Annotated in this window: 16 protein-coding genes; 5 read left to right on the top strand and 11 right to left on the bottom strand. The window is 38.8% G+C overall.

Annotation, left to right across the window (positions count from 1 at the left end; genetic code table 11):
• Positions 1 to 114: 114 nt before the first annotated feature.
• The 6 genes from NYP54_RS01945 to NYP54_RS01970 all read right to left on the bottom strand — a co-directional run bounded on the left by NYP54_RS01945 (position 115) and on the right by NYP54_RS01970 (position 9569).
• Positions 115 to 1482 carry an RHS repeat-associated core domain-containing protein gene (locus NYP54_RS01945; protein ID WP_283156932.1) on the bottom strand — a complete coding sequence of 456 codons (1368 nt, stop codon included), beginning with the start codon at positions 1480 to 1482 and terminating at the stop codon, positions 115 to 117.
• 132 nt (positions 1483 to 1614) lie between these two features.
• A complete protein-coding gene (locus NYP54_RS01950) occupies positions 1615 to 2859 on the bottom strand; it encodes an RHS repeat-associated core domain-containing protein (protein WP_283156933.1) in 1245 nt (414 codons plus the stop codon).
• 73 nt (positions 2860 to 2932) lie between these two features.
• Positions 2933 to 4171: an RHS repeat-associated core domain-containing protein gene (locus NYP54_RS01955; protein WP_283156934.1), complete on the bottom strand. Its 1239-nt coding sequence runs from the start codon at positions 4169 to 4171 to the stop codon at positions 2933 to 2935.
• A gap of 99 nt (positions 4172 to 4270) precedes the next feature.
• Positions 4271 to 8158: a hypothetical protein gene (locus NYP54_RS01960; protein ID WP_283156935.1), complete on the bottom strand. Its 3888-nt coding sequence runs from the start codon at positions 8156 to 8158 to the stop codon at positions 4271 to 4273.
• Between the two features lie 14 nt (positions 8159 to 8172).
• Positions 8173 to 9255: a hypothetical protein gene (locus NYP54_RS01965; RefSeq protein ID WP_151192628.1), complete on the bottom strand. Its 1083-nt coding sequence runs from the start codon at positions 9253 to 9255 to the stop codon at positions 8173 to 8175.
• A gap of 143 nt (positions 9256 to 9398) precedes the next feature.
• Positions 9399 to 9569, bottom strand: coding sequence for a hypothetical protein (locus NYP54_RS01970; RefSeq protein ID WP_283156936.1), 171 nt, complete (start codon positions 9567 to 9569; stop codon positions 9399 to 9401).
• Positions 9570 to 9786: 217 nt separating this feature from the next.
• On the opposite strand from NYP54_RS01970, the gene NYP54_RS01975 reads away from it, so the two are divergent.
• Both NYP54_RS01975 and NYP54_RS01980 read left to right on the top strand, forming a co-directional pair.
• Complete coding sequence (locus NYP54_RS01975; RefSeq protein WP_283156937.1) at positions 9787 to 10485, top strand: carboxylesterase; 699 nt, start codon at positions 9787 to 9789, stop codon at positions 10483 to 10485.
• 136 nt (positions 10486 to 10621) lie between these two features.
• Entirely contained in the window at positions 10622 to 11884 is a 1263-nt protein-coding gene (locus NYP54_RS01980) for a hypothetical protein (protein WP_283156938.1), read from the top strand.
• 176 nt (positions 11885 to 12060) lie between these two features.
• Here NYP54_RS01980 and NYP54_RS01985 read toward each other — a convergent pair whose 3' ends face one another.
• From NYP54_RS01985 to NYP54_RS02005, 5 genes are all read right to left on the bottom strand, one after another.
• Entirely contained in the window at positions 12061 to 12522 is a 462-nt protein-coding gene (locus NYP54_RS01985; RefSeq protein WP_349293346.1) for a hypothetical protein, read from the bottom strand.
• Positions 12523 to 12845: 323 nt separating this feature from the next.
• A complete protein-coding gene (locus tag NYP54_RS01990; protein WP_283157503.1) occupies positions 12846 to 14180 on the bottom strand; it encodes a nitrate/sulfonate/bicarbonate ABC transporter ATP-binding protein in 1335 nt (444 codons plus the stop codon).
• Positions 14181 to 14260: 80 nt separating this feature from the next.
• Positions 14261 to 16063 carry an ABC transporter permease subunit gene (locus NYP54_RS01995; RefSeq protein ID WP_283156939.1) on the bottom strand — a complete coding sequence of 601 codons (1803 nt, stop codon included), beginning with the start codon at positions 16061 to 16063 and terminating at the stop codon, positions 14261 to 14263.
• A gap of 92 nt (positions 16064 to 16155) precedes the next feature.
• Entirely contained in the window at positions 16156 to 17421 is a 1266-nt protein-coding gene (locus tag NYP54_RS02000) for an MFS transporter (RefSeq protein WP_283156940.1), read from the bottom strand.
• Between the two features lie 117 nt (positions 17422 to 17538).
• Positions 17539 to 18903, bottom strand: a complete 1365-nt coding sequence (locus tag NYP54_RS02005; protein ID WP_283156153.1) for a transposase — start codon at positions 18901 to 18903, stop codon at positions 17539 to 17541.
• A gap of 220 nt (positions 18904 to 19123) precedes the next feature.
• Here NYP54_RS02005 and NYP54_RS02010 point away from each other — a divergent pair, with 220 nt between their 5' ends.
• From NYP54_RS02010 to topA, 3 genes are all read left to right on the top strand, one after another.
• Positions 19124 to 20008, top strand: a complete 885-nt coding sequence (locus tag NYP54_RS02010; RefSeq protein ID WP_151193451.1) for a LysR family transcriptional regulator — start codon at positions 19124 to 19126, stop codon at positions 20006 to 20008.
• Positions 20009 to 20315: 307 nt separating this feature from the next.
• Complete coding sequence (locus NYP54_RS02015; protein ID WP_283156941.1) at positions 20316 to 23651, top strand: beta-ketoacyl-ACP synthase 3; 3336 nt, start codon at positions 20316 to 20318, stop codon at positions 23649 to 23651.
• A gap of 147 nt (positions 23652 to 23798) precedes the next feature.
• A complete protein-coding gene (topA, locus tag NYP54_RS02020; protein ID WP_283156942.1) occupies positions 23799 to 26108 on the top strand; it encodes a type I DNA topoisomerase in 2310 nt (769 codons plus the stop codon).
• Positions 26109 to 26139: the final 31 nt, after the last annotated feature.

Raw genomic sequence — 26139 nt, forward strand, 5'->3', positions numbered from 1 at the left:
ACTCCAATAAAATTTACGCTGTAGATTACAATATCTTGCGCAAAATCGGAAGTTGGTGAATGAAATGCGACACAAAGAAAGTGCTGACAATCACGAGACATATCTCCTTTTGCATTAGATTAAAAACGGAATACCTACCTGAAAAACTGCCCCGCCCATATTATAAGTAAATGCATAACTGCGTACACTTTGCAAGCTATGAAAATTTAGTTCAGCCATAGTAAACATCCCACCTTCTACTGCTGTAACCCCAGAGGACATTAAGATATTTTTAATCGACATGTCATTTTCCCCTGACACTGCCGACATCACCCCTTCTCTTGCTGTCTCCATTGTTGCGCCTCGTGCCGCAAATATGCCAACAGAGCCAAGAAACTTGGTACCTGCTCTTAAATTACACTTTAAAAAAGGCTCCCACATATTCTTAACAAAAAAACCTCCCATCCACCCGCTTACTCCCCCTGATCCAAACCCACCAGCTACTCCTGAAAGCATTGATGAAGCACCAACAGTCTCAGCAGATAATGCCGTTGCCACTCCTTCAAGTCCATTATCTAATAAACCAAAAGATTTAGCCCAACTAGGGTTTATCATACCTAAGGTACCAAAAGCACCACCAATATCCTCAAGCCCCATTTCTAGATATGCAATTGGCGTCATTGTCTTTCTCTGAATAAGTGCCTGTATCCCATTGCCGACAAAAGTAACAGGGTAAGACTTTAGTCCATAACGCATTGACTGCGCTTTAAATAACTCATCTGAGCTATCACTGACACTATTATTCGCTAAAGCAATCGAATCATCTTCATTGGCAGTGACAAAACTATCTGCAGCAGGCTCATTTGCAGTTACAAAACTATCTGTAGTTTCTACTGATGCAACTTCTGTAGTTTCTACTGATGCAACTGTTGCCTCAGCTGCTGGGGCAAAAGCGCCTAACAGCCATGGAGTGGCAATACCCGCCAATATTAGTGATATACCCAATATGGTATTGATTGCTTCTTTACTCATATGTCCACTTGGATCAATATTCATAATTGGATTGCTATCAGCAAAATTATACTTATTCCAGACATTGGCATTATCTTGCGTGATAAATCGTTGTGTTCCTGCATCATAGTCACGTGCTCTTAAATACACCAAATCAGAGCTAGGGTCTTGATATTCTCCATTGTAGCTAAAATTCGTTGCTACATTGGTGTTGAGCGTATCAGAATGCACGCCATAGGCTTGATAATCCGTCGTACCTTGGATAGCAATACTTGCATTGCCATTAATTGGTTTAATCAAAGTTAAGCTATTACTTTTGCCATTATTAGCATAATATAAGTTAACTGCATTATTATTGTTAATCCAAGCCTCTTTAGAAAATGAGCTTTCAACACTGACAATAATACCTAAAATAATAAGATAAGGTAACCAAACTGAGAAAACGCCGCTAATCATCGACTTCTTTCTTATAAGCTGAATTCTAAATTTCATAACCTACCTTCCTTATTCAATTTAAGACGTTTTTAATTTGCTTCACATATATCAAAACATACAACCTAATCAAGGCACGAGATTATCCGCTTCTATCTAAATTTCTACAGGCAAAATAGATGTTCATTTCAATCATAACTCAGATATATCTCCACTAAGCAAAGCACCAAATATTGGTGTCTTTAAATTAAGATAAGTAAATCTCATCGCTTTTGCTAACCTACTATTGGGATAATTACCTAAGTAAGTTTGTGAGAATCCAGAATATGCGCCCATAAGTGGTGCCGCAGCAAGATTAACTGCTGTATTTGTCCAGTTAATATCATGACTAATTGCACTATTAATCATATTGCCTGTCATGCCAACCGCACCATTAAGCGTTGTTCTTAATGCCCCATAGACAATTTTTTTAACCATGCCATTAGCCTCGCCCATTCTACCACTCACCCATCCGTAGATTCGACCACCTGCAAATCCTGTTGCACCATTGATTAATGTAAATCTTGCAAAGTCACTCAAGTTAAAATGATTCCCATCGTTGTCTTGATATGTTTTCAATCCTGAACCAACACCTAATAAAAGATTTGATCCCGCACTACTTCTAGTCACTTTAGCCGCATTTAACTCTTCACTATGGATATCTATATTATCAATGTTTATATCTGCTTCCTCATCGACAGATAATTGTCTAGTTTGTCTAGATAGCAAAGCTTTTCTCCCTAATGGAAATATACTATCCTGGGCTGAATAGACACCGATCATACCACCTATAGCCATAGCAAAATCGCCAGCTGCAGCATAGTACCTATGATGAATTATGTCACCAATACCAAACAAAATATTAGAAACACTTGCTCCTGTTTCAGCTAACATCATCAAAGAAGTTCCATTTGTAACAGGAACGCTAGCTAAGGATACAACAACTGTCATTAACAGCCCAATAGTGTTTAAACTGATATGCCCACTTGGATCAATGTTCATAATCGGATTGTTATCAGCAAAGTTATATTTATTCCAGACATTAGCATTATCTTGCGTGATAAATCGTTGCGTTCCCGCATCATAATCACGCGCTCTTAAATACAACAAATCAGAACTAGGATCTTGATATTCACTATTATAGCCAAAGTTTGTTGCTACATTAGTATTTAGCGTATTAGGGTGCATACCATAGGCTTGATAATCCGTCGTACCTTGTATAGCAATACTTGCATTGCCATTAATTGGTTTAATCAAAATTAAGCTATTACTTTTTCCATCATTCACATAGTAAAGACTGATGCTAAGTCTTGCTGTATGAGCGTAACTTATTTGTGTTGTTATTAATGCTATAAGATAGATACCGATAGTTACCAAAATAATTGGTAGTTTATTCATAAGTTTCATCCGTAACCGTTAGTTCTATTGACGCTTTCAATAATAACTTGTTTACCGTTATGCAAATTGATTCCTAAACCCAATCAGGCAAATCTTCCCCATGATTAGTCGCATCATAAACAGCATCAGCGCCTGCATAACTCGCCATAAGAAATGGTGTTTTCACGGTCATATACGCCATTCCTGCAGAAGCTGAACGAATAAAATTCGTTTGAGCAAAGCGTCCAAAAGGCATTCTATACAATCGCATAACACCGTTTGCTGCACGCAACAAATAATTTGTTGTCTGACTTGCATTTTCAACATAGTCTGCAAATTTCAACCCTTTTATCAATCCAAATGCAGCACCACCACCAAAATAGTCTAAAAAACCCCACACTCCTTCGTATTTTTTTAAGAATGGCGAAAAATGACTGCCATAGGTGCCAATCACGCCAACCGCACTTAATGCTTCACTAAATAAACCAAAACGCAACTCGGTTTTGCGTGATACACATGAAAAAAACTTTGCTTCATTTGGGTTAGTAGCTTCGGCACTCCCACCCTCCTGTGTACCAACAACAGAATGCTCTTGTGCATCGATATCAGCTTCTTGAGTATCAACTATCCCATTAGCATCCTCACCAGCAACACTATCATTTGCAGATTGCGTTAATGCTGCAGATGATCCTTCCGCTACATCAGTTGACTCTGCAGTAGCAGTAGCACCAGCTTCAAGCCCTTCTGTGGCAACTCCTGCTGCCTCGGAAGTCGCAACACTCTCAGCACCTAAGGCAGCAAGCTCAGCAATACCCAGATATCCTCCAGTAAATATAACGCCAGACATGATCAGTGTCATCAAGAGTCCACTTGATGAATGTTTCCATACATTGGTTATAGAAAAATGCCCACTTGGATCAATATTCATAATCGGATTGCTATCAGCAAAGTTATACTTATTCCAAACATTAGCATTATCTTGTGCGATAAATCGTTGTGTTCCTGCATCATAGTCACGTGCTCTTAAATACACCAAATCAGAACTCGGATCCTGATATTCGCCATTGTAGCTAAAATTCATTGCTACATTAGTGTTAAGCGTATCAGAATGCGCGCCATAGGCTTGATAATCTGTCGTGCTTTGAATGGCAACTTCTGCATTGCTATTGAATGGCTTATCCAAGGTTAAACTATTACTTTTGCCATTATTCACATAATAAATCTCATTTGCACCTGTTGTTAACGATTCTTGTGCAAAACTGATCTGAGCAGTTAGCATTGCTAACATACAACCAGTTATTACCACAATTTGTTGATATCGTATATTATTCATTTAGCTCACCCCTCATGACTTACCATTATTTGCTTTTTTAATTTTCTATCCTTGGTTTATACCCATGGCACAATAATTTATGGTGAATACACATCAAACTTAGCTTACGCTATAGGCATGAATGCGACTCTTACCATCCAAAAAGAAGCTAACATTATCAGGGTGTGTTAAGTCATTGACTGCACTTATGGTATCTCCCGTATAGTAATAACGGTAATGATCTTGAAGAATGCTGTTGGTATCTAATCCTGTGCGATCTGATCTTAAGCCGTTGGCATAATAACTATATTCAAGATGCATCGCTTGATTTTGCACACCAATCAGCTGACTTATGCCATTAAATTGATAGCTTGTGCCCTTGCCATCATCAACCTCATCACCATTGGCATTATATTTAGGCGTGTATGTACTACCATCCTCGGTATAAGAGATCAATTGATCGAGATTATTATATTGATACGTCGTTATTTTGCCATCTTTGGTTTTGCGAAGAATGTTACCATTACCATCATAAGCGAAGCTTGTACTTGTTATTGGTTGCTTTTGCAAACTATCCGACTCTTCTTTAATTAATTGATTAAAATCATCATAAGTATAGTGTTTAATATAGTTAACATTGGGATCATTTGGCGCCTTATCCGAAGTCGCGATAACGTCAGTTAACATACCCTTTGCGTCAAAGGTATTAACGATATCAAGAAGTGTCGTGCCTAAGCTATCAATTTGTTTTAACTCATGCTCTTGACCAAATGCATCTGCTGTAAATTGCTGTGTATAAATCCCCTGATAGTCCTTAGCAATAAGTGCGCCATATTGATTATTCTCGTTTGGCTTATCTTGTGTGCTATACAAATAAGTCACTTTGTCTTGATTGTTACTCACCGTATTGAGTTTGCCATCTTTAAGATAGGTCATTGTTGTTTGTTGAGCATTGACATCCGTGCTTGATAGCAGTTGTCCATATTTATTATATGTTGCCGTTGCCACTTTGCCATCTGGATAGCTAATCGCCGTTTGTAATCCTGAAAGTGTATAGCTTATCTTAATACCTTGACCATCGAGACTTTCAAAGACCTTATTGCCATCGGCATCATAACTATAATTGTAACTATGTTTGCCACTGTTATCGGTATATGTTTTAGTGATCAGATTGTCATTTTTATCATAAGCAAAGTGCACCACCGTGCCATCAAGGCGTGTCTCAGTGATTTTATTACCATCCTGATCATAGCTATAAGTAATCGATTGACCTGCTTGATTGGTTTCAGCTATCAGTTCTCCTGCCGCATCATAGTTAAAATGGTCGCGATGCGTAATATAATGGTGACTACCAGTAATATCACTAAAATCCAATGTTTTTGTTTTATCAAGCACATCATCTAATAGATCATACTCTGCTGTTATCGTTTCTTTGGACTGCCCACTTTGTAAGATCTGGCTTTGGGTTTTGCCATCAGGTGTATAACTGCTAGTTAACGTATTAAGAACGGTCACCGCTCCGCTATCATCTATTTTATTATGTGTTGTTTCCAGCACTTGATTATTGCCATCTAAAGTTGATATTTCTTCCAGATGATAATGTGGTTGCAGTGGATTATGACTATTTGGGTAGCTTATTGTCTTTAATGGTTTTTTATCTGGGTTATAGATAACCGTCTTAGTTTTGATACCATTGACAAAACTTGTTTGACTTAAGTGCGCAAGATCATATTGCATTGTCGTTACATTACCATCGCTATCGGTTTGAGCCGTTGGTAAGGAGAGTGCGTTATAGCTATAACTTGTTACATTACCCAAGGCATCCTTTTTCTGAACTAGCTCACCGTAGGAATTATAGCGATCAGCTTCTTGCAGTACCATGTCATTAATATTATTGGGATCGGTGTTGCTATATGTTGCTATTTTGTGATTTGATGCGTCATATTGTGTTGTGGTTTTAGCGCCCAATGGCGAAATTTCAGTTACGGCATTTTGTTTATCTTTTTGGTAATCCTCATATTGATACGTAATGCTTTGCCCTGCTGGCAGCGTCTTTCTCAAGACTCTTCCATCCAAATCATAACTTGATGTTATGGTATTACCCAATGCTGAGCTCTTACTCAGGACATCTCCTGTTATACTATCAACCGTTTGCGTGGTGACACTCCCTAAGGCATCAGTATGTGTTAGTGTTTCCAAACGTTTACTTAGATCATAACTAAAGCTATTTTTGACTGTACTAGATTGCACCCCAGTGTGACCTGCTTGGCTCCACTTCACCGTACTTTGTATGACAACGCCATGATTGTCATAGCTATAATTGGTACTTTTCCAGGCGTTAGTAGCATTAATATCCCCATCATACAGTGTACTTTGAAGCACATTTTTATGATCATTTGACAAAGTATTTTGCACAGATTTTGTATCAAATGCATTGGTTAATGGGTTCCATGTCATGTTAGTCGTTGTCAAGGGTTGATTAAAGCTTTGATCATAGCTATTGATTGACTTAGTTGATTCAACCAGTTTTTGTGTCAGAGGATTGTACTTAAAGACATCTGTTGTCAATGTATTGCCATAATTATCGTACGTGTAGTCGCTCTTGCCTAGCGTTATATATCCTTGAGTAGCAGCATCATAAATGGCACTAGTTTCTTCTATCGGCTTATTATAATTAACCGTTCGCAAATGCTTGCTATTAATCAATTGATATTTATTTTTTGTTCTATACGTCGGGGTATTCTCCCCTGCTAAATACACATCTTGCTCAACCGGCTCACTCATCGCGTTATAAATCGTCTGTGTTTTACGAATATCCATACTATTACTCGCTGTTTTACTGTGTTCGTTAACCTTGACCGTGACCGTATAGCGATAATCTGGATTATTACTTTCCATTAAACTGTCTTTATCATCCGATAGTGGATAATTATTTGGATATCCTGTGAAATTGTTCTGACTAAACTCATAGTCTGCCTCTGCCAAGACCTGATCAGCATTAGCATGATCAATATGATTAATTGTTGCCACCGCATTTAAAGCACCTATCTTATTATCAGGTGTTTTAAAGTGTAGATCTTGATAACTGATGTCCGTTTCCAATCCATTAGGATAAAGAATCTGATTAACGACTGGGACGCCATTACGTGTCTGATAATTTAACTGAGTTATAAAGCCTAACGAATCGGTATATGATAATATGCCATTTTGATTGTAGGCTAAGCTCTGCATATGCGATCTATTTTGACTATCGATATAACTAATACTTAGTTCATTAGCACTATAGCCAAAGTTAAATACTTGCCCCAAGCTATCGGTAATTGATTTTAGATAGTTATGCTGAACACCCATCTCTGGATCGTTATAATCATATCGAATATGATTACCAAAACGATCCCCCTTGGCAATCAGCTTGCCCGTTGCATCAAAGTAATCCGCTGAACCATCTGGCATACTCAAACAATAACGATAAGCTCTTGAATCAGCGAAACTTGTAGGTAATGGCGTATCGGTCAACATATCTTTAAACAACACACCATGTTGATTTAAATATTTAAGCCCTGATTGATAACCTGTGCTATCACTCCAATTAAAATCAATCACATAAGTTTTACCATTAAATGTCATGGATTTTCCTGGCACCACATAATCAATGTTAAATTGCCAACCATTAGGAAGTCCTAACATTCCAGAACTGCCTGCACTGAAGCTCACACTGACATCTAAAGGAATAAAGCCCTTAACCGATAATAACGGCAATGAAATACTTAGAGCCCCAGTTGCTGGATTTACACTCTCACTTAAGCTTTTAATTGTTTTATTGTCTGCCTGCGAACCTTTATAGTTTGATTTCTCATCATCTTGAGATGATGTATTTCTTGGGCTTTTAAGTGATGCTTTATTATGATGAACAGCAACTGGTGCTGATACGCTTTCAACACTCGTCCCATAGCTAACAGCTGACAAAAAAAGGCAGCCCATCAGACTTAACTTAAATTTATGAATCATCTAAAACCTCAATATCAATTATTTGGATTAAATGTAATGGTGGTATTTGAACATACGCCTTTTGCACAGGATGATGCCTTAGGGTAAAGTTTGATATTTGCATCATTTGGTACAATGCTAAACTCTCCATCCTGCGTTGCTAGCCCTAACGCATAAACACCATTCACTGTCTGACCTTGAGCATCTGCTATATTCACATATGGTCTAAGAGTAAAGCTATATCGCTTACCAACGGCATCGTTAACATCTATTACCAATTGAGCAGCATTGATCCCTGTATTACTCGAATTACTTAACAAATCATGGCATGCTGTTGAGCTTGTTTTGAGATAAAGAGGTTCTGTTACACACTTCACTCCCTCGTCACCTTGATGAAATAGCACTGATCCCAAGTTAGTGCCTGATGAATTTGGCAATGTAATTGTTGTGCGATCTGCAATTTGTGGATGTAGCCACTTACTTAAGTCATCACGATCAACAAAGCCATTAGCGCTATCAATCTTAAATGTATACGCCGTATCAGCACTAGCTGGCGTTACAAGCTGCACACACAGATTAACCTTTGCTTCTAAAGTGCTTGGAAATAAATAAGAATATCCAAAATTATCCGCATCATCACTATATGCTTTTCCATTTGGGTCTGGTATAGCACACGCAATTTGAGGTGTTGCAAGAGGCTGACCTTGCGCACTATTATCAGAACCAGTTTCCATAAACGCATTTGACTTATTTGGATCGTTAACTACTTCATTACTACTGACAAAGTATGATTCTTCATGACCCGCATCATGCCCCGTAATCTCAATTGCCCCACAGTCATGTCCATCTTGATTACACCCCTGTTTATCCATCACCAAATAATTATCTCCACCATCTCGACCGAGCACTTGTTGTGTGATGAGCTCGCCACTACTAGGGACATCTATCGTCTCATATCTATCATGATTATCACTATCTGGACCATGTTCCCAGCTCATACTATCAAGAACATAACCTGTATTGTTAATTAATACAAAATTTGCCTGAGAACCATAGCCACCAATACATGCCAATACACTGAATGATGTTATAAGTGTAATGTGTTTTTTTAAGCGCATGCCTATTCTCCTATTTATATTCGCTTAATACATAATGATCAATATTCACTTATCCAATGACGCAAAACCCCTAGCGCATATCCTTTAATTCATACCAAAGTGGCTTAAACAATAGAGATAACCATAAATCAACCAACATTTACTCAAAAGCAGCCAAATGGCAGGATATGATCAAACCTATTTACACCTACAGATTTAGCACTTGCCGTTGTCTTTATTTCTTTTTGAGTAACTAACTGACAATATGCATTTAAATACGTTGTGCTAGCTATCAGCAATACTAAAACTGATGCTGATAATAATTTTTCCCTCATCGTAATACATTCCTTATTTTTCATTGTTATATCCACATAATCAACAGACGTTAATACAGAAAAGCATTAGTCACTCTGAAATTTAAATGTATAAATTTTCAATTAATTTGTAAATTAATTAATATTTAAGGCTTTTTAACTATAAATTAATTTACAAAGCATCTATCTCTGAGGATACTGCCAAAGGTCATCAACAGCTTATGTTTAAATTTATTTCATGCGTAAAAAAAGTATTATTATTGAGCCAATAACTCAAGCTAGATCATGCGTTATATGGTTGCATGGTCTTGGTGCAAGACGTGATTTTTCAAAGTTAGTCCCTGAGTTTGACTTACCTATTAATCATAGTATTCGCTTTATTTTCCCATTTGCAGAAATAAACTCGCTAACGATTAATAAATTTGAGTCCATACACTCTTGGTATGATATTAAATCTGTTTGCAACACTACCATGGTCAGAGAAATTGATATTACATCAGCCTTGTATTCATGTGCTTACATTCATAGCATTATTGATCAACAAATAAAACTTGGCATTTTACCTCATAACATCATACTCATAGGCTTCTCTCAAGGCGCACTTATTGCAGGACTGTCGTCATTAACCACAAAACATGCACTTGCTGCAAGTATGATAATATCGGGTTATTTACCTGAGTGGTCACTCTTTGCGAGAAATATTCAAATACCTCACAAGCATACTAACTACATCTGTATGCATGGCATGCAAGATACAATTATTCCGATAAAGCTTGGCACCATAGCTAAAGATATGCTGATCCAGCATGGTTATAATGTCACATGGCACACCTATGAAACTGGTCATGAGTTATGCTTTGACGCAATTCAAAAGATTCGTTCTATTTTGGCAGAAAAATTAATAGATATAAGCACACTACAGATCAATAGCCACTGAATGCCCCTTTATTTTTAAGCGTTTTCATAAAACCAACTATCCATGATCAGATGTTATTACAAACTAAAAAATAATAAATGTCCGCAAATGAAAGGTTAAATTTAACACAACCAACCCCAACCATAGGAGTATAATAATGAAAAAAATGAAGAATACGTTAATCATCGCAATGATTGTCTCGAGCCTATCTAGTTCTGTAGCTATTGCTGCAGACCCATGGGATGATTGTCAACACTGGACTGGATTCACTAAATACTGTGAAGATGGTGATTATGTCGCTGGAAGCTTTACGTGTGATCTTCATGGGGCAGGTACTAGCACAGCGTGGCATGACAATATCCCTGTTGTCTGTAGGACGGATGTGACCGATTATAACTGTAATAATGGCAAAGGGATGTGGATTGATCAAGGAGACAATAAATATGTCTGCGATTATCCTAAATATAAGTTTTATATTTACAATGATACTGCGTATACAGTTTCTATGTATGGTTTTTCTGGTGATTATAGCGGACCTTACAAGCCTGGATATGACTTTGTTCATGTAAATACTGCAAGCGGGGAAAAATTCCAGACAGATCCAGGCATGCCAGGGGATTCTCAGACTGCGAAAGAGAAAGATGGAGTAGTAGGTAAATTCAGATTATATAGTAGTATTTATTCCATTGACCCCGACTATCCTATCAGTGGTTCTGATATGATTGCAGATAATCCTGATAATCCTCAGTACTTTACATTACGCTCTACAGCTAATGATTATCATGACAAACAGTTTAAAAATTTGGCATGCATTATCAAAACAAACAAAAGCAGCTGGAGCGATCAAAAAAATCAAATAGGCTCATTATATTTATATCCAAATATACTAGAAGCAAAAGTAAATTTTTGTGTAAGCTTGGCAACTCGCGCATCTGAAGCTGTACAATATCAATTTAAATTAAATGATTTTAATAGTATTGAGACTGCAGATACTAAGCTATATCCTAGCATTGATGATCAAACCGAAATTACGCCTATCTCTCCCAGCACGAGCCTTGGGATAGTAAACTTCTCTAAAGATCAAGGTGGCACACAGTGTATCAGCACCCCACTATACTTTAAAACACAACATAATGATTGCCAAAATCTGATTACTAACTCTCAGTCTTCTGCAATTAATAGTGCATCTATGAATATTAGCGTTACTGATCCATCAGGTCATACTCACTATATGACACTAAGACCTGCAGCTAAAATTCAAACAAATGATAGTGATGTAGTGGGACTTTACACCTTAACACTGACAAGTGATGAGAACAATATTAGCTTAACGCCATCAGATGCTGGGGATAAAAATAGCTCACGCTGTGATAACGGAGTATGTAAGACCGAAGTAGTGACTTATAATCCACAAAGTTAGGCTAAGACTAAATGCTCACCCACACGTGCTCACCGTACCCTGAACGTAATCCAACTTGGTAAGCAAAATTTCTGAAACGTAGACAGTATAATGCTTTGCGCCATACACAAAGTTGAGTTAAGGCACTACAGATTTTTTGTGTTTTTTTGATTTTTTGTGGAGACGTGATCGATGCGCTATAGCGTTGTGATGATCTGCTTTAGTGGAATAGCTGGTGCATTACAGGCTTTATAAATCTTAGCCTGCTCATGATTGGGCTTAGTTGACTTACGAATATGTAAGGTTTTCCCCTCTTTGGTTTGCATCGTTGTCGTGACACGATAATGCGTGCTTAATTTTAACAAAATAGTCTCCCAGCTATCATGTATGTCAACTTTCTTAAGCTGAAAACGGATGCAATGCAAAATATGATAGGCAAGTATACTAATAAAAATATGACCACTTATGCGCTCTGTGGTTTGATGATAAACAGGACGCATCCCTAAGTCACTTTTTAATACTCTAAAGGCAGCTTCAATATCATTGAGCATGCGATAGGTTTGCCATATTTGTTGATTATTTAAATGGGCTTGATTGGTGCGAATGCAGTAAATCCCCTTGTTTTTATTCGCTCGAGTTTCCTTGTCATGCCAAGTCAAGGATAAGGCATTTTCTTTGTTGGCATCTGCTTTTAACTCTAACTCAAAATGACTCGCTACTTTGCTGTATTTTTCTTTTAATCTCCCCAGCTTTTCGCAGACTTTATCATATTTCTTGGTGCAGCCTTTTTTGCTTAACCCTACTTTTACCTTCTCTAATTCCTCAATAAAGCGTTGCTTTAAATTTCTTGGGGTATTATATCCATTTGGTTTTTGAGTTTTTAGGCAAAAATATGTACATCCATGCGGTTACTGACTTCAAAAAATTCATGCTTTAAAGTGCGTCTCTATGCATTGACAGCGCTTAAGGTAGTGCCATTAGTTTATGTATTAGTTTCATCCAGATTTAATACACCAAGTGCCGCATCATACTCAATAATCTCAGCATAACGCGCCCAACCAATAAAGGTATTAAATACGCGTGCTGCTTCATCATCACTCAAATGATCTTCAAGCTCTGATAAGAAACGTGATTCAGGTGCTTTTTTATTTGGGCGCTCTTTTAGCACTTTGACCACATGGCGCGCTAATGGAATATGCTGCACTAATAATTTAGAGAATATCACTTTACGCTCTTCAATGTCGGCATTCATAAACTGCTTACCTAAAGCCGTCATCGTGATATCCCCGTCGGAAACACTCGCCAAATGCAGTACAGACAACGTTTCAATAATCGGGAATAAATCATCGATATCCAAACGCACGTGATCTGCCAAGTCTGGTAAGTCAATCGATCCTTTGGCTTGAAGATCATCCATCTCGGTTAACAGACCTGTTAACTCAGAGACTTCAGCATCTGGTAAGCGATAACCGATATTCAGTGCTTTGCGTTTATTCATGCGCTCTGTTAACTCACGCGTTTCTGCCGTTGTCATCATGCGATAGACTTCGTCAATGAGATCCTCAACCGCTTCGTCATTTGAGTTCCTAGGATGTGTTAAATCAACCTTCAACTCACCACGAATAAAGCCAGGGTTACTACCAAAAATAATGATTCTATCCGCGGTTAATACGGCTTCTTCAATGTTATGTGTAACATATAAAATGCCCTTCATCGCATCATTTTTTTCCCACAGCTCAAGCAAATCCTCACGTAAGTTTTCAGCCGTTAGCACATCAAGCGCTGAAAATGGTTCATCCATCAACAACAGATCCGGCTGTAAAACTAAAGCTCGCGCAAAACCAACACGTTGACGCATTCCACCTGAAAGCTCTTTAGGATAGGCATTCTCAAATCCATCCAAACCAATCATATCAATCGCTTTGAGCGCTTTTTCCTTACGCTCTTTGGCGTTGATATTACGCGCTTCAAGCCCTAGTTCCACATTTTGTAACACAGTAAGCCACGGCATGAGTGCAAAGCTTTGAAAGACCATCGAAATATCCGGCACAGGACCTGAGACTTTTTTCTCGCGATATATCACTTCACCTGTTGTCGGTGCGGTCAATCCGGCAATAATTCTAAGTAGAGTTGATTTACCCGAACCTGATTTACCTAAGAGTGCGACAATCTCACCCTCTTTCATCGAAAAATCAACATGATCCAACACCACCAAATCTTGACGATCCGCCTTTCTAAATGCTTTAGAGACTTTATCTACATTCAATATAATTTTATTTGTGGTTGGTTTTACCTTACTGATTGCTTCAGTTGTCATCACAATGATCCACCATTTTTTATTTTTTTAATTATAAATTTTTACGTTTTCAAATTCTGAAACTTGCTAATATTTAACAGTTACATATTCATGCTGAAACGTTTCTCAGCATAGTTATACAATCTGCGCCAAAACAGCTTATTCGTTAGTACGACTAAAATACACATCACAACGACACCCAATGCAATATTGGCAGTGTGATCTCCTGGCGCGTTATACTGCTTAGAAATATAAGCACCAATACCTGAAGCCATAATCACCGAGTCTTTGCCCCAGTTGATATACTCACAGACAATACTGGCATTCCAAGCACCACCTGCGGCAGTAATCGCACCTGTAACATAAAACGGCATCACAGCAGGAAATAAAAACTTAAACCACTTAACCATGCCTTTTAATTGCATGTTTTTAGCTGCCATCTTTAGCTCATAAGGTATGGCAGAGGCACCGGCAATCACATTAAATAAGATATACCACTGCGTACCTAGTGCCATAAGCAAGATACACCAGATATTAAAATTTAAATTAAACGCGATAACAACGGTACCAAATAATCCATAAAGCACATTCACAGGAAAAGCGGCAAAAATCTGTGCGTAAGGCTGCACTTTCTCAGCAACCTTTGGTCTTAAACCAATCCAAATCCCAATGGGCACCCAGATAATTGAAGCTAAGATAATAAGCACAAAAACCCTCACTGCGGTTAATGCGCCATAGCCAAAGACTTTAACAGTCTCGGCAAAGGTGATGGGATCCTCTTTATTACCATAGATAAATTGCCAAGATAAATATAAAAACAAGGCAACACTTAACGCAACGCACAGCTGCCAAATAGCGGCTTGTAGTCGAGAGTTTTCACGCTCATTTTTTTGATGCTCGATTTGATTATAGTTTTTACTTAGGTCTTTTTTAAGGTATGAAATATTCACCAATCGATTGGCTTGCACTGCCATAAAATGACTAAAGCTTTGCAAAATCGTTGAGCGTTGTAATAACGTTAAAAACCATGAGTTTGAACCGGTTTCTTGCTGCATATCACTAACGACAAACTTCTCAGACCATTTAACAATTGGACGAAAGATAAGTTGATCATAAAGCACGATCACAATCAGCATAACAACAATGGCAGCAATAACTGCTGTGAAATTTCTTTCATTATTTGCCTGATCGATAAAAGTACCTATCCCCGGTAAATTAATAGCCGCTGACGTTGTCGCTGAGAAATTAACGACAATGCTTTCAGATGCGACAATCATAAACCAGCTGGCTGACATCGACATCATCGTATTCCAGATAAGCCCAGGCATTGAAAAAGGTACTTCAAGCTTCCAAAAACGCTGCCAACCTGATAATTGATACATATCAGCCGCTTCACGCAATTCCTTGGGTATTGTCTTAAGCGACTGGTAAAAACTTAACATCATATTCCAAGCTTGCGCAGTAAAAAGTCCAAAGATTACTGCCAGCTGTGCGCCCCATAACGAATACGGAAAAATAGCTAAAAAACCCGTGATAGTTATAGCTAAAAAGCCCAAAATCGGAATCGATTGAAATATATCGATAATCGGGATAATCACGCTCTCAGCACGTTTGCTCTTAGCTGCCCATGCACCGATAACAAAGCTAAAGATAAATGAGCAAAAAAGGGCTATAAACATCCGCACCGTGGTATCAGCTGCATATCTTGGTAGATTCCACAAATCCATCGAAATATGCTCATATTGCGTCACGCTAGTAAGATTACGATAATCAACACTACCACCTAACGAGCTACACACCCAAGCGACAACAAACACCATTGAAAGTACAAAAAATAAAGAGAAAAGATCCCACTTACTTGGCAGAAGCCGTGTGGCAGGAATGTTGTAGAATGATTTTTTCATTGTTATAGGTCTTAGCCTTCCATCATGGGATGAGATTCTACCTGAAGCGCTTAGCAAAGGAAACAATAGGATATTTGGTTTTTTGATATCCCCTATTTATGATCATTACTTTCTTTTTCTTCGATTAACTGCTGCTCGACCACGGCTTCTGTCGCAATAGATGCTTCGGCAACCACTGTTTGGAAAGCCACTTTTTCATCATCCTTAGGCGCCTCACGTGCACGCAAGCGCCATAAAGTATAAACACCTAATAAGAAGCAGATAAAGCCGACAAAAGTAAAGAAGCCATAGGGTCCAAAAATAGACATAAACCACGTCGTTAACAATGGCCCCACCATAGAGCCAATACCATAAGATAGCGCCAAGATACCAACGATACCCACCAGTTGATCGGCATCTAGATAATCACTCGAGTGACTAATCGATAATGGATAAAAGGTAAAAGTAAGCCCCCCTAATAAAAAGGAGAAAATAGCTAACTGCCAAGAACTTCCATGCAAGATACAAATAAGGATTGAAACCACTACAGAGCCTATGAGCATGACTAACAATACCAATCGCCGATCAATAACATCCGATATTTTGCCAATCGGTAGCTGCAGCAACATGCCACCAATAATAATGGCAAACATCATATAAGAAATCGTATGCACAGGCACATCAGTTTGTTTCAAAAACAATGGATAAATAGTGTAAATACTCCCTAAAATCATGCCTGCGGTCATCGCTGTCCAGATACCAAGTGGCGCTTTTCTAAACAACACAAAAGGTGATAAGAGCTCAACATGCTCTTGTTTTGGCGTTTCAAAGCGTGTCAAACAAACAGGAATAATCGATAGAGTTGCCAAAATTGAAATAAAACAAAATGCTAATAGCACCGTCTCAAAGGGAATATTTAATAAAAACTGTCCTGATGCCTGTACAAAGTAATAGATAAAAAGATAAATCGATAACACCAATCCTTTATGTTTGCTGCCAGCGCCTTCCAAGCACCATGCTTCAACAACGATAAATAATCCCGCTAGCGCATAGCCACAGATAAAACGCGCTGCCGCCCAAACATTCACATCATAAAAGATACCTTGAGACATCGCACCTGCTGCCATTAATGTCGCAAATAGTGCATAGGCGCGAATATAACCAATGCGCAAAATAAGTCGTTGGGTAAAATATGAGCCTAACACCATCCCTGTGAAATAAGCTGCTGAAATCAAACCGACAATAAAATTACTCTGCCCCATCCGCTCAAGTTCAAGTGTGGTATAGGTCGTATAGAAAGTATTGCCGATCGTTAGGATACACATACTCAAAATCGGTGCAAACAACATCGCAAATCTAGCTGGCTTATACTCAGACATCTTTTATTTTTCCAACTTTATATTTTCCTTGGTTCCTTGAGTTTCAGCTTAAAACAGATCGTTTATATGCTCAATATAATTTTTATATCTTTTTTAGCTGAACTTTCCCAAGTTTTGTTAAGCGGCAAGCCCAATAATCATTTGAATCCATGAATTTCTATGATTTTTTAGCTCAGATTCACCATTTTGACAAACCCTGAGTTTATTCTGACGCTTTATCAACAACTTTCGTGCCGCAGAAAAGGTGTATTGCGGCTTAGTGCCATTATGTGTTAGCTCATTGACTGCATCACTTGGAAGATGCATGACAGCGATCCAAATAATCGTAATGGCAAGCATGCACATATTCAAGTGGTTTATCACCGAATGCTCCAATCTTACTTGGGCTTTTTGGCTGCCGATGTCATGTTTGAGCTCTTTGAAACCAGACTCGATCTTCCACCGTGCGCTATAGTACTCCAATATCTGCGTTACGCTTAAGCTTAAGTCTGTTGTTGCTAAAGCAACGAAGTGATTTTTGTAATAGGCAAAGACAACTTTTATCGGGCATTTAAAAGCTTTAGACATGAAGTTTTTCTCGTAGACAAGCATGTCACGCTTTTTACCATAAACAAAGCTTGTGACTTTTTGGGCTTTAGCTTTATATTCATTTGCCAAATCCCTAACAGAACCTGCTTTGGCACCATATTTTGCAGGACGCCCACATGTTTTACCTTCGATAACCTCAGGAAAACCGTATAAAACACTGTTTTTGCGTAACATGGTGAGGATATGGACTCGATTACCTAGTTGATCTTTTAACGGGTTGTACAATTTACCATTACCAAACCATGAATCAGTCACAATAAGAATGGGGGATTTTGTCCAGGTGCTAAGCTTAAGAATCATTTGGCAGGCCAGTGTAATTTTACTGTTAAAACACTCAGCCGCTGCTTTGTTGCTAGAGTGATAAAATCGCGTCAACAATGGCAAAAATGCCCAACGGGTATGAATGAACTTTAAGAGCCCCAGTTGAACAAAGCACTGTGACCAAGGGTATTTACTTTGATTGTGCTTGGCTGCATGATCAAAGAAATGCTCACAACCAAATATTTCCTTACCGCTTTTAGGCGTGGTAGAGTCATCTAAGGCTATGATAAGGCGTCCATCAGTCAATGGTAATGGAATCAGTTTGAATATAGCTTTCCAAATCACATCCCAGTTAAAGCATTTACTTGCCATAAAGCGATAAAAGCGTGTTCTGCTAAGTGAGTAACCTATTATCTGAACGAGTTTACGATAAATTTGACTACTGATACCAGAACCGATAGGTATAATCATTGCTAAAATCACTGCACTAAAAAGCCGTCCTTTTTGAGTGCTTCTTTTAAAAAGTGCTTGCAAGTGATTAAGTAAAGGTTGTAAGGTATCCATCGATGAGTTGCTCCTGTTTTTTAGCAACCCTAAGATATAGGGATAAACTTTGGTCTGCAGCTCATCCATAGCAAATTCTTACAAAATTCGGGAAAGTTCAGTTTTTTAGATCTTTCACTGCATTTTATAATGCTTTAATTATATGCCGCTATCGGTGTGAACTTTGATGAAACGACCGTTTCGTAGATGTTCATTATAAATAGGTTATAAAATGGACTTATAGAATTATTTTGCTATTGTCTATTTATAGAACAAAAAATGCGTAACAAAGACGTTTAAGGTGATTACAATGGATAGCAGTGATTTAATGATTTTGCGGCATCTTCTCATTGAAAAGAATATTAGTGTAACTGCTAAATTAATGAATGTATCACAACCTGCAATTACCATGCGTTTAGGTAAGTTAAGAGGCATGTTTAAAGATGATATTTTAATACGCGATGGCAATAAGATGAAATTAACGCCTAAAGCTGAAGATATGGTGAATCCAATTATTAGAATCACCGATGAGATGCTAAGTTTAATGCCCGCTCACGATTTTGACCCCTACACGACACCGACGCATATTCAACTACAGATCACCGAAGCGGTTTCTGAAACAAGCACCAAAGCACTTATCGATGCTTTTTTAAAATATAATAACCAACATAAAATAAGTATTACCACCCTGTCTTATACTTCACTACAAGCCCACGATCAAACCCTTAAAAATGTCGATGCCGTCATTGGCATTCCCACGCATATTGAAGGATTTAATGACGAAATTTATAGCTATGAGACAGGTGTTTTGATGTTTGATTCTTTTTTTGATGATGCTAAAAAATCTATTTCTTACGATGAGTATTTACAACTTCCTCATATCGTTTTTTCCCAAGGTAGTAGCAATCAATTACTCTTGGATATTTTAGGGCATCCTGACCCACGTAATCTATGTTTACAAATCAGTAGTCTGCGCGCAGCCACCGAGCTCTTACAAGATAAATATGTCATGACTGCCTCAACGATACTGGCACGCGTCTTTGACAAAAAACATTTACCACTGCCTTTTGATTTGCCTGGGCTTCCCTTTAAGCTATCGTATCCTGAACGCTTGAAACATGACAAAAAAAATCGCTGGGTACGTCAGGTCTGTAAAGAAGTGATGCAAGCACTCTTAAAAAAATACAGCTTATAGCGGTTCAAGTGCTTTATTCATCCACAAGCGTTCACCGTACCCTGAGCGCAAGCCGAAGCGGTGCACTGAGCATCAGTCGAAGTGGGTAATCTTGCGAAAATCACACTTCATAGAGGCTTCAACTGACGCTCAGCCAACGCTTACACAATCAAAGTGGTCAGGAATATGGTCACAGCCCTATTTCTCGCTGCTTTTTTGACATTTGCGTGATTTATATTTGACATTAAGGGCGAACTTTACCAATATTTACCACACTAAAATCCAGATCATCAATATTGTGGATACTTTTTTTAAGGAACAAACTTTAATGAACGCAACAACTGCGAACTTAGATATGCTAATTAACTGCTATCAAAAAATGTATAGCATTCGTCAAATTGATAATACCGAAGCTGAGATGGTTAATAGTGGCACTGCCAACTTCCTAGCCTCATCCAAGGGTCATGAGGGTGCGGCTATTTTTGCGGAATACTTAAAACCTCAAGATTGGTTACACTGCCATTATCGTGATAAGCCTTTAATGCACGCCCGCGGAATGGAAGCCAAAATGTTTTTCTACAGCTCTTTGTGTAAAGCTGAAGGCGCTTCCAATGGTCGCCAAATGGTGATTGGTGTGAGTGAACGCAAACTCAACATTGTCAGCATTATCACGCCTGTTGGCAATCAGGCTTTGCCCGCTGTTGGGATTGCGCAAAGTGTTAAAGATGATGTAGATAGCCCAATTGTTTACTGTGGCATGGGCGATGGTACGACACAACAAGGTGAAGTATTAGAAGCCTTTGCTGAAGCTAAACGCCGCACATTACCTGTGCTATTTGTTGTGCAGGATAATGATTATGCGATTTCCACACAAACCAAGGGTAATACCTTTTTCTCATTACCTGATCACTCACAACCTAATGAGTTTTATGACATTCCAATTACTTATATCGATGGCACTAATCCATTTGCTTCGCATGAAAAAGTTGGAAAAATTATTAGTGATATGCGTCAAAATCGTGCCCCACATATTATTGTTTTTAAAGTGGAGCGTTTAAACAGTCATAGTAATGCAGATGATCATAGAATCTATCGCAGTCGTGATGAATTAACTAACATTGCACACAATGATCCTGTTTTGTTAAGCCGTCAATTTTTATTAAATGCCGGTGTCAAAGAAAGCTTCCTACAAGAGATTGAAGCAAAGACATCACAAGCAGTTAGACAAGCGATGGAGCTTGCCTTAAAAGGCACGACACCTAAAGCTTCTTTTAATGCCGAAGCACCCTTACCGGAGCATTTATTACCAACCGCACCTGAATATCGTGGCGACTTCTCACAAGAAACACGCCTTGGCATGGGTGCAGCCATGCGCGAGGTATTTCGCCAGCGTTTATTAAATGATGATCGTGTGTGTTTATTAGGTGAAGATATTGAAGATGACAAAGGTGATGTTTTTGGTGTAACCAAAGGCTTATCAACCCAATTCCCAGGACGTGTCATTAATAGTCCTTTAGCTGAAGCAACCATTATGGGCGTGTCAATCGGTATGGCATTAACTGGCAAACGCCCTGTTGCCTTTATTCAGTTTGCTGATTTCATGCCGCCGGCATATAACTTGCTGTTTACCGAGCTTGCTACCATGTATTGGCGCTCAAATGGTGATTGGGAATGTCCAGTTATTGTCTTTGCTGCTTGTGGTGGTTATCGCCCAGGCTTAGGTCCCTTTCATGCACAAACCAATGAAGGCACTTTTGCTCACATTCCCGGCATTGATGTCTATATGCCATCAAATGCCGCAGATGCCGCAGGTATGCTTAATGCTGCTTTTGAGTCTAATCGCCCTAGTGTTTTCTTATACCCTAAAAAATTACTTAATAATGCCAGTATTGCTGATACCACATCAACGGATGTTGAAAAACAGATCATCCCTGTTGGTAAGGCACGTATTGTCAAAGCAGGTTCTGATATTACCTTTGTTGGCTGGGGTAATACCGTCTCATTATGCCAAGAAGCCGCGGAAACCTTAGAAACGGTTGGCATTGATAGTGAGATTATTGATTTGCGTACCATTAAACCGTATGACCTTGCAACGGTACTTGCCTCAGTGGAAAAAACCGGACACATAATCGTCACACACGAAGATAATCATACCTGTGGTGTTGGCGGTGATCTGATTGCCTCAGTTGTTGAACATGCTAAAAGAGCTGTTAGAGTCAAGCGTATAACACGCGCTGATACTTATGTGCCCTGCAATTTTGACAATCAAATGGAGGTTTTACCTTCTTATGAGCGTATTTTAACAGGGGCTGCAGAGTTACTTGACTTATCTCTTGAGTGGGAGATCAAAAACCGCAATGATGCAGGGTTTTATAATGTTGAAGTCATTGGTGCGAGCCCATCTGACGAGAGTGTTCTTATTACCGAGTTACACGTTAAAGTCGGTGATGAAATTAAGGTTGGTGATAAATTAGTTGATCTTGAGGCCAGTAAATCAGCCGGTGAAATTCTATCGCCAAGTAATGGCACGATTGAAGAGATTTATGTCGAAGAATCAGAGCGTGCAACCGTTGGTGAGAACTTATTAAAACTACGCCTACCAGCTGGTGCTCAAGATAAGCAAAAAATCCAAAAGCGCCCTATTTTAACACGCAAAATTCAGCAGGAAATTGCCAAGCAAAATAAGCAACATAGCATTTACCCCGTAGGCATTAGCACGCCTTCATTTAAAACCGGTTCAAGACTGGTAACCAATGATGAGCTTTTACAAAATTTCCCTGAGCACACCTCACGCGATATTATTGATCGCACCGGAATTGAATCACGTTTCTGGCTTGCTGATCATGAAAATATCGTTGATCTAGCGACTGACGTTGCCAAAGATGCTTTAACTCGAGGCAATATCAAACTCTCAGATATCGATATGCTCATTTGTACGACCACAACGCCTGATCAATATATCTCGCCTTCTATGGCTTGTTTAATATTAGAGAAACTTTACCAAACCTATGGTGAGCATAATGTGCCTGCTTATGATATCAATGCGGCATGTAGCGGTTACCTATATGGCTTACAAAGTGCGCGTGATTACTTACAAACACGTCCGAATAAACGTGTGTTATTAATTAGTGCCGAGTATATGACCAAACGTATGGATCAAAAAGACTTTGATACGGCATTTTTATTTGGTGATGCGGCAACTGCGACGATTATTAATGGTGATCAGCATCAAGCGGATTCTAAAGCTATTATTGATGAGATTTCATTAACGGCGATTGCTGAGAATGGCGATGTGCTTAATATTCCAGCCGATGAGTCAAAATTCACACAACTACAAGGTAAAAAGCTTTTTACTTTTGCAGTTAAAACCATGTCAATGATTATGCATAAGTGCTGCCAGCAAGCAAATATTGCCTTAAACACGGTTGATTTAGTCATCCCACATCAGGCAAATCAACGTATTTCCAATGCAGTTGAGAAGCGCTTGAAAATGCATCCAGGCACGCTTTATAGCAATATTGCACGTTTTGGTAATACCTCATCGTGTACTATTCCAATTGCTTTGGGCGAAACGTTAAACGCTCAAGCGCCTGATAAAACTGTCGCATTATGCGCGTTTGGCTCTGGCTTTACCGCAGCAGCTGCACTTTTACGCACAAAATAGTTGGCAAGTCGCAGCTAACTCGTTAGATTAATTTTAAGCTTATGGTTCTGTTTGTTGATCATCAGCCCCTGAAACAACACAAAATAAAAATAAATAAAGTAAATAAAAACAAATTAAAAATATTATTTAAGAAATTAAGAAAAAACTATGGCAAAAAACCTTGTAATTGTTGAGTCACCTGCAAAGTCAAAGACAATTAAAAAATACTTAGGCAATGATTTTGAAATTCTTGCCTCTTATGGACATGTGCGCGATCTTGAGCCCAAAGAGTCTTCAGTCGACGTTGAAGATCATTTCAAAATGAAATATCAACTGATTGAACGCAATAAGCGTCATATCGATGCGATTAAAAAGGCTGCCAAATCAGCTGATGAAATTTATCTGGCAACGGATCCGGATCGTGAAGGTGAAGCGATTTCATGGCATATTTATGAGCTTCTAAATAGTGCTAAACTCATCAAAGACAAACCCGTGCATCGTATTGCATTTAATGAGATTACCAAATCAGCGGTGAATGCCGCTGTTGCTAATCCACGTGAGTTGGCGATGGATCTTGTTAATGCCCAACAGGCGCGACGCGCTTTGGATTTTCTGGTCGGTTTTAAACTATCCCCTTTACTTTGGAAAAAAGTTCGCCGAGGACTTTCAGCCGGACGCGTGCAAAGTCCAGCGCTTAGAATGATTGTTGAGCGCGAGCTTGAGATTGAAGCATTTGAATCTAAAGAGTATTGGAGCATCACTGCTGAGCTTAAAAAGCGCAAAAAATTCATGGCAAAACTCTCTATTTTTAATAATCAAAAGTGTGAGCAATTTAGCTTCACCAATGAAAACGATGCGACAAATGCACTTGATATCATCAAAAAAGATGCCAATGGCGAGTTAATCGTTCATAGCATTGAAAAGAAACAAAAGCGTCGCAATCCACTGCCACCTTTTATCACCTCAACACTTCAGCAAGATGCCGTGCGTAAACTTGGATTTACCACCAAGAAAACGATGATGTTAGCACAGCAACTATATGAAGGTATTGAGATTGGTAGCGAAGGCGCTGTTGGTTTGATTACTTATATGCGTACTGACTCAACGAACCTTTCACAAGATGCTTTAAATGAATTACGTGACTTTATTGTCAAGGAATATGGTCAGGATCACCTGCCAACAAGTGCGCGAATTTATAAAACCAAAAATCAAAATGCCCAAGAAGCACATGAGGCAATCCGCCCTACTTCAGCTTATCGTAAACCTGAAGATGTCAGAGCATTTCTATCCAATGATCAATTTAAACTATATGATCTGATTTGGAAGCGTACCGTAGCCTGCCAGATGATTCATGCATTAATGGATACTGTTGCGATTGACTTTATTACTGAAAATAAAGCACATACTTTTAAAGCAACGGGATCAGTCGTTGCTAAACCTGGTTTCTTAGCAGTGTATCAAGAAGCCAAGGATGAAGATGCTGCCAGTGATGACAGTGAGGGCTTAATCCTGCCTGAGTTCAAAGAAGGTGAAAAAGTGCCGGTGGTTGATATTATCGGTAAACAGCACTTTACTGAGCCTCCACCACGCTACACGGAAGCATCTCTTGTAAAAGCGCTTGAAGAATACGGTATTGGGCGTCCATCAACTTATGCGACAATCATCTCAACCCTGCAACAGCGTGATTATGCGCTATTAGAGAAAAAGCGTTTTAAACCAACCGATGTTGGTCGTATTGTTAATAGTTTTTTAACCGATTATTTCTATCGCTATGTCGAGTATACATTCACGGCGAAGCTTGAAGATGAGCTAGATAATATTGCCGATGGTAAGATCGAGTGGGTGCCGGTGTTAGAGAAATTCTGGCAGCCATTTATCAAGCAAATTACCGAGATTGATGCAACAGTCAAAAAAAGTGATGTGACACATGAAGAAATGGATGAAGACTGCCCTGAATGTGAACACAAGCTTTCTATTCGTTTAGGACGCAGTGGTCGCTTTATCGGTTGTACGAATTATCCGGCTTGCACTTATACGCGCGCCATTGCCAAAGATGGTGAAGAGCCTCAAGAAAAAGTAGAGCCTGAGGTGGTCGCAGATCGTAAGTGCCCGGCATGTGAGTCAGATCTTTTAATCAAACAAGGTCGCTATGGTAAATTTATTGGTTGTTCTAATTATCCAAAATGCAAACATATGGAGCCATTAGAAAAACCAAAAGATACTGGTATTGAATGTCCAAAATGTAAGAAAAACAACTTTGTTGAGAAAAAATCCCGCAAAGGCAAAGTATTCTACGCTTGTGCTGGTTTCCCTAAGTGCAAAAACTCATTCTGGTATCCACCAATTGCCGAGGAATGCCCAAAATGTCACTCACCAATCCTTTTGCATAAAACCACTAAAAAAGATGGCGAGCAAAAAGTTTGCCCTAATGACGAGTGTGATTATGTGGTTAACTTGGCACCAACAGAGCAAGAATAATCTACTTATCTTCAAGCTTTATAAATTGGCA

Origin of the sequence: Cysteiniphilum sp. QT6929, assembly GCF_030035755.1 — a bacterium.
Classification (GTDB): domain Bacteria; phylum Pseudomonadota; class Gammaproteobacteria; order Francisellales; family Francisellaceae; genus Caedibacter; species Caedibacter litoralis.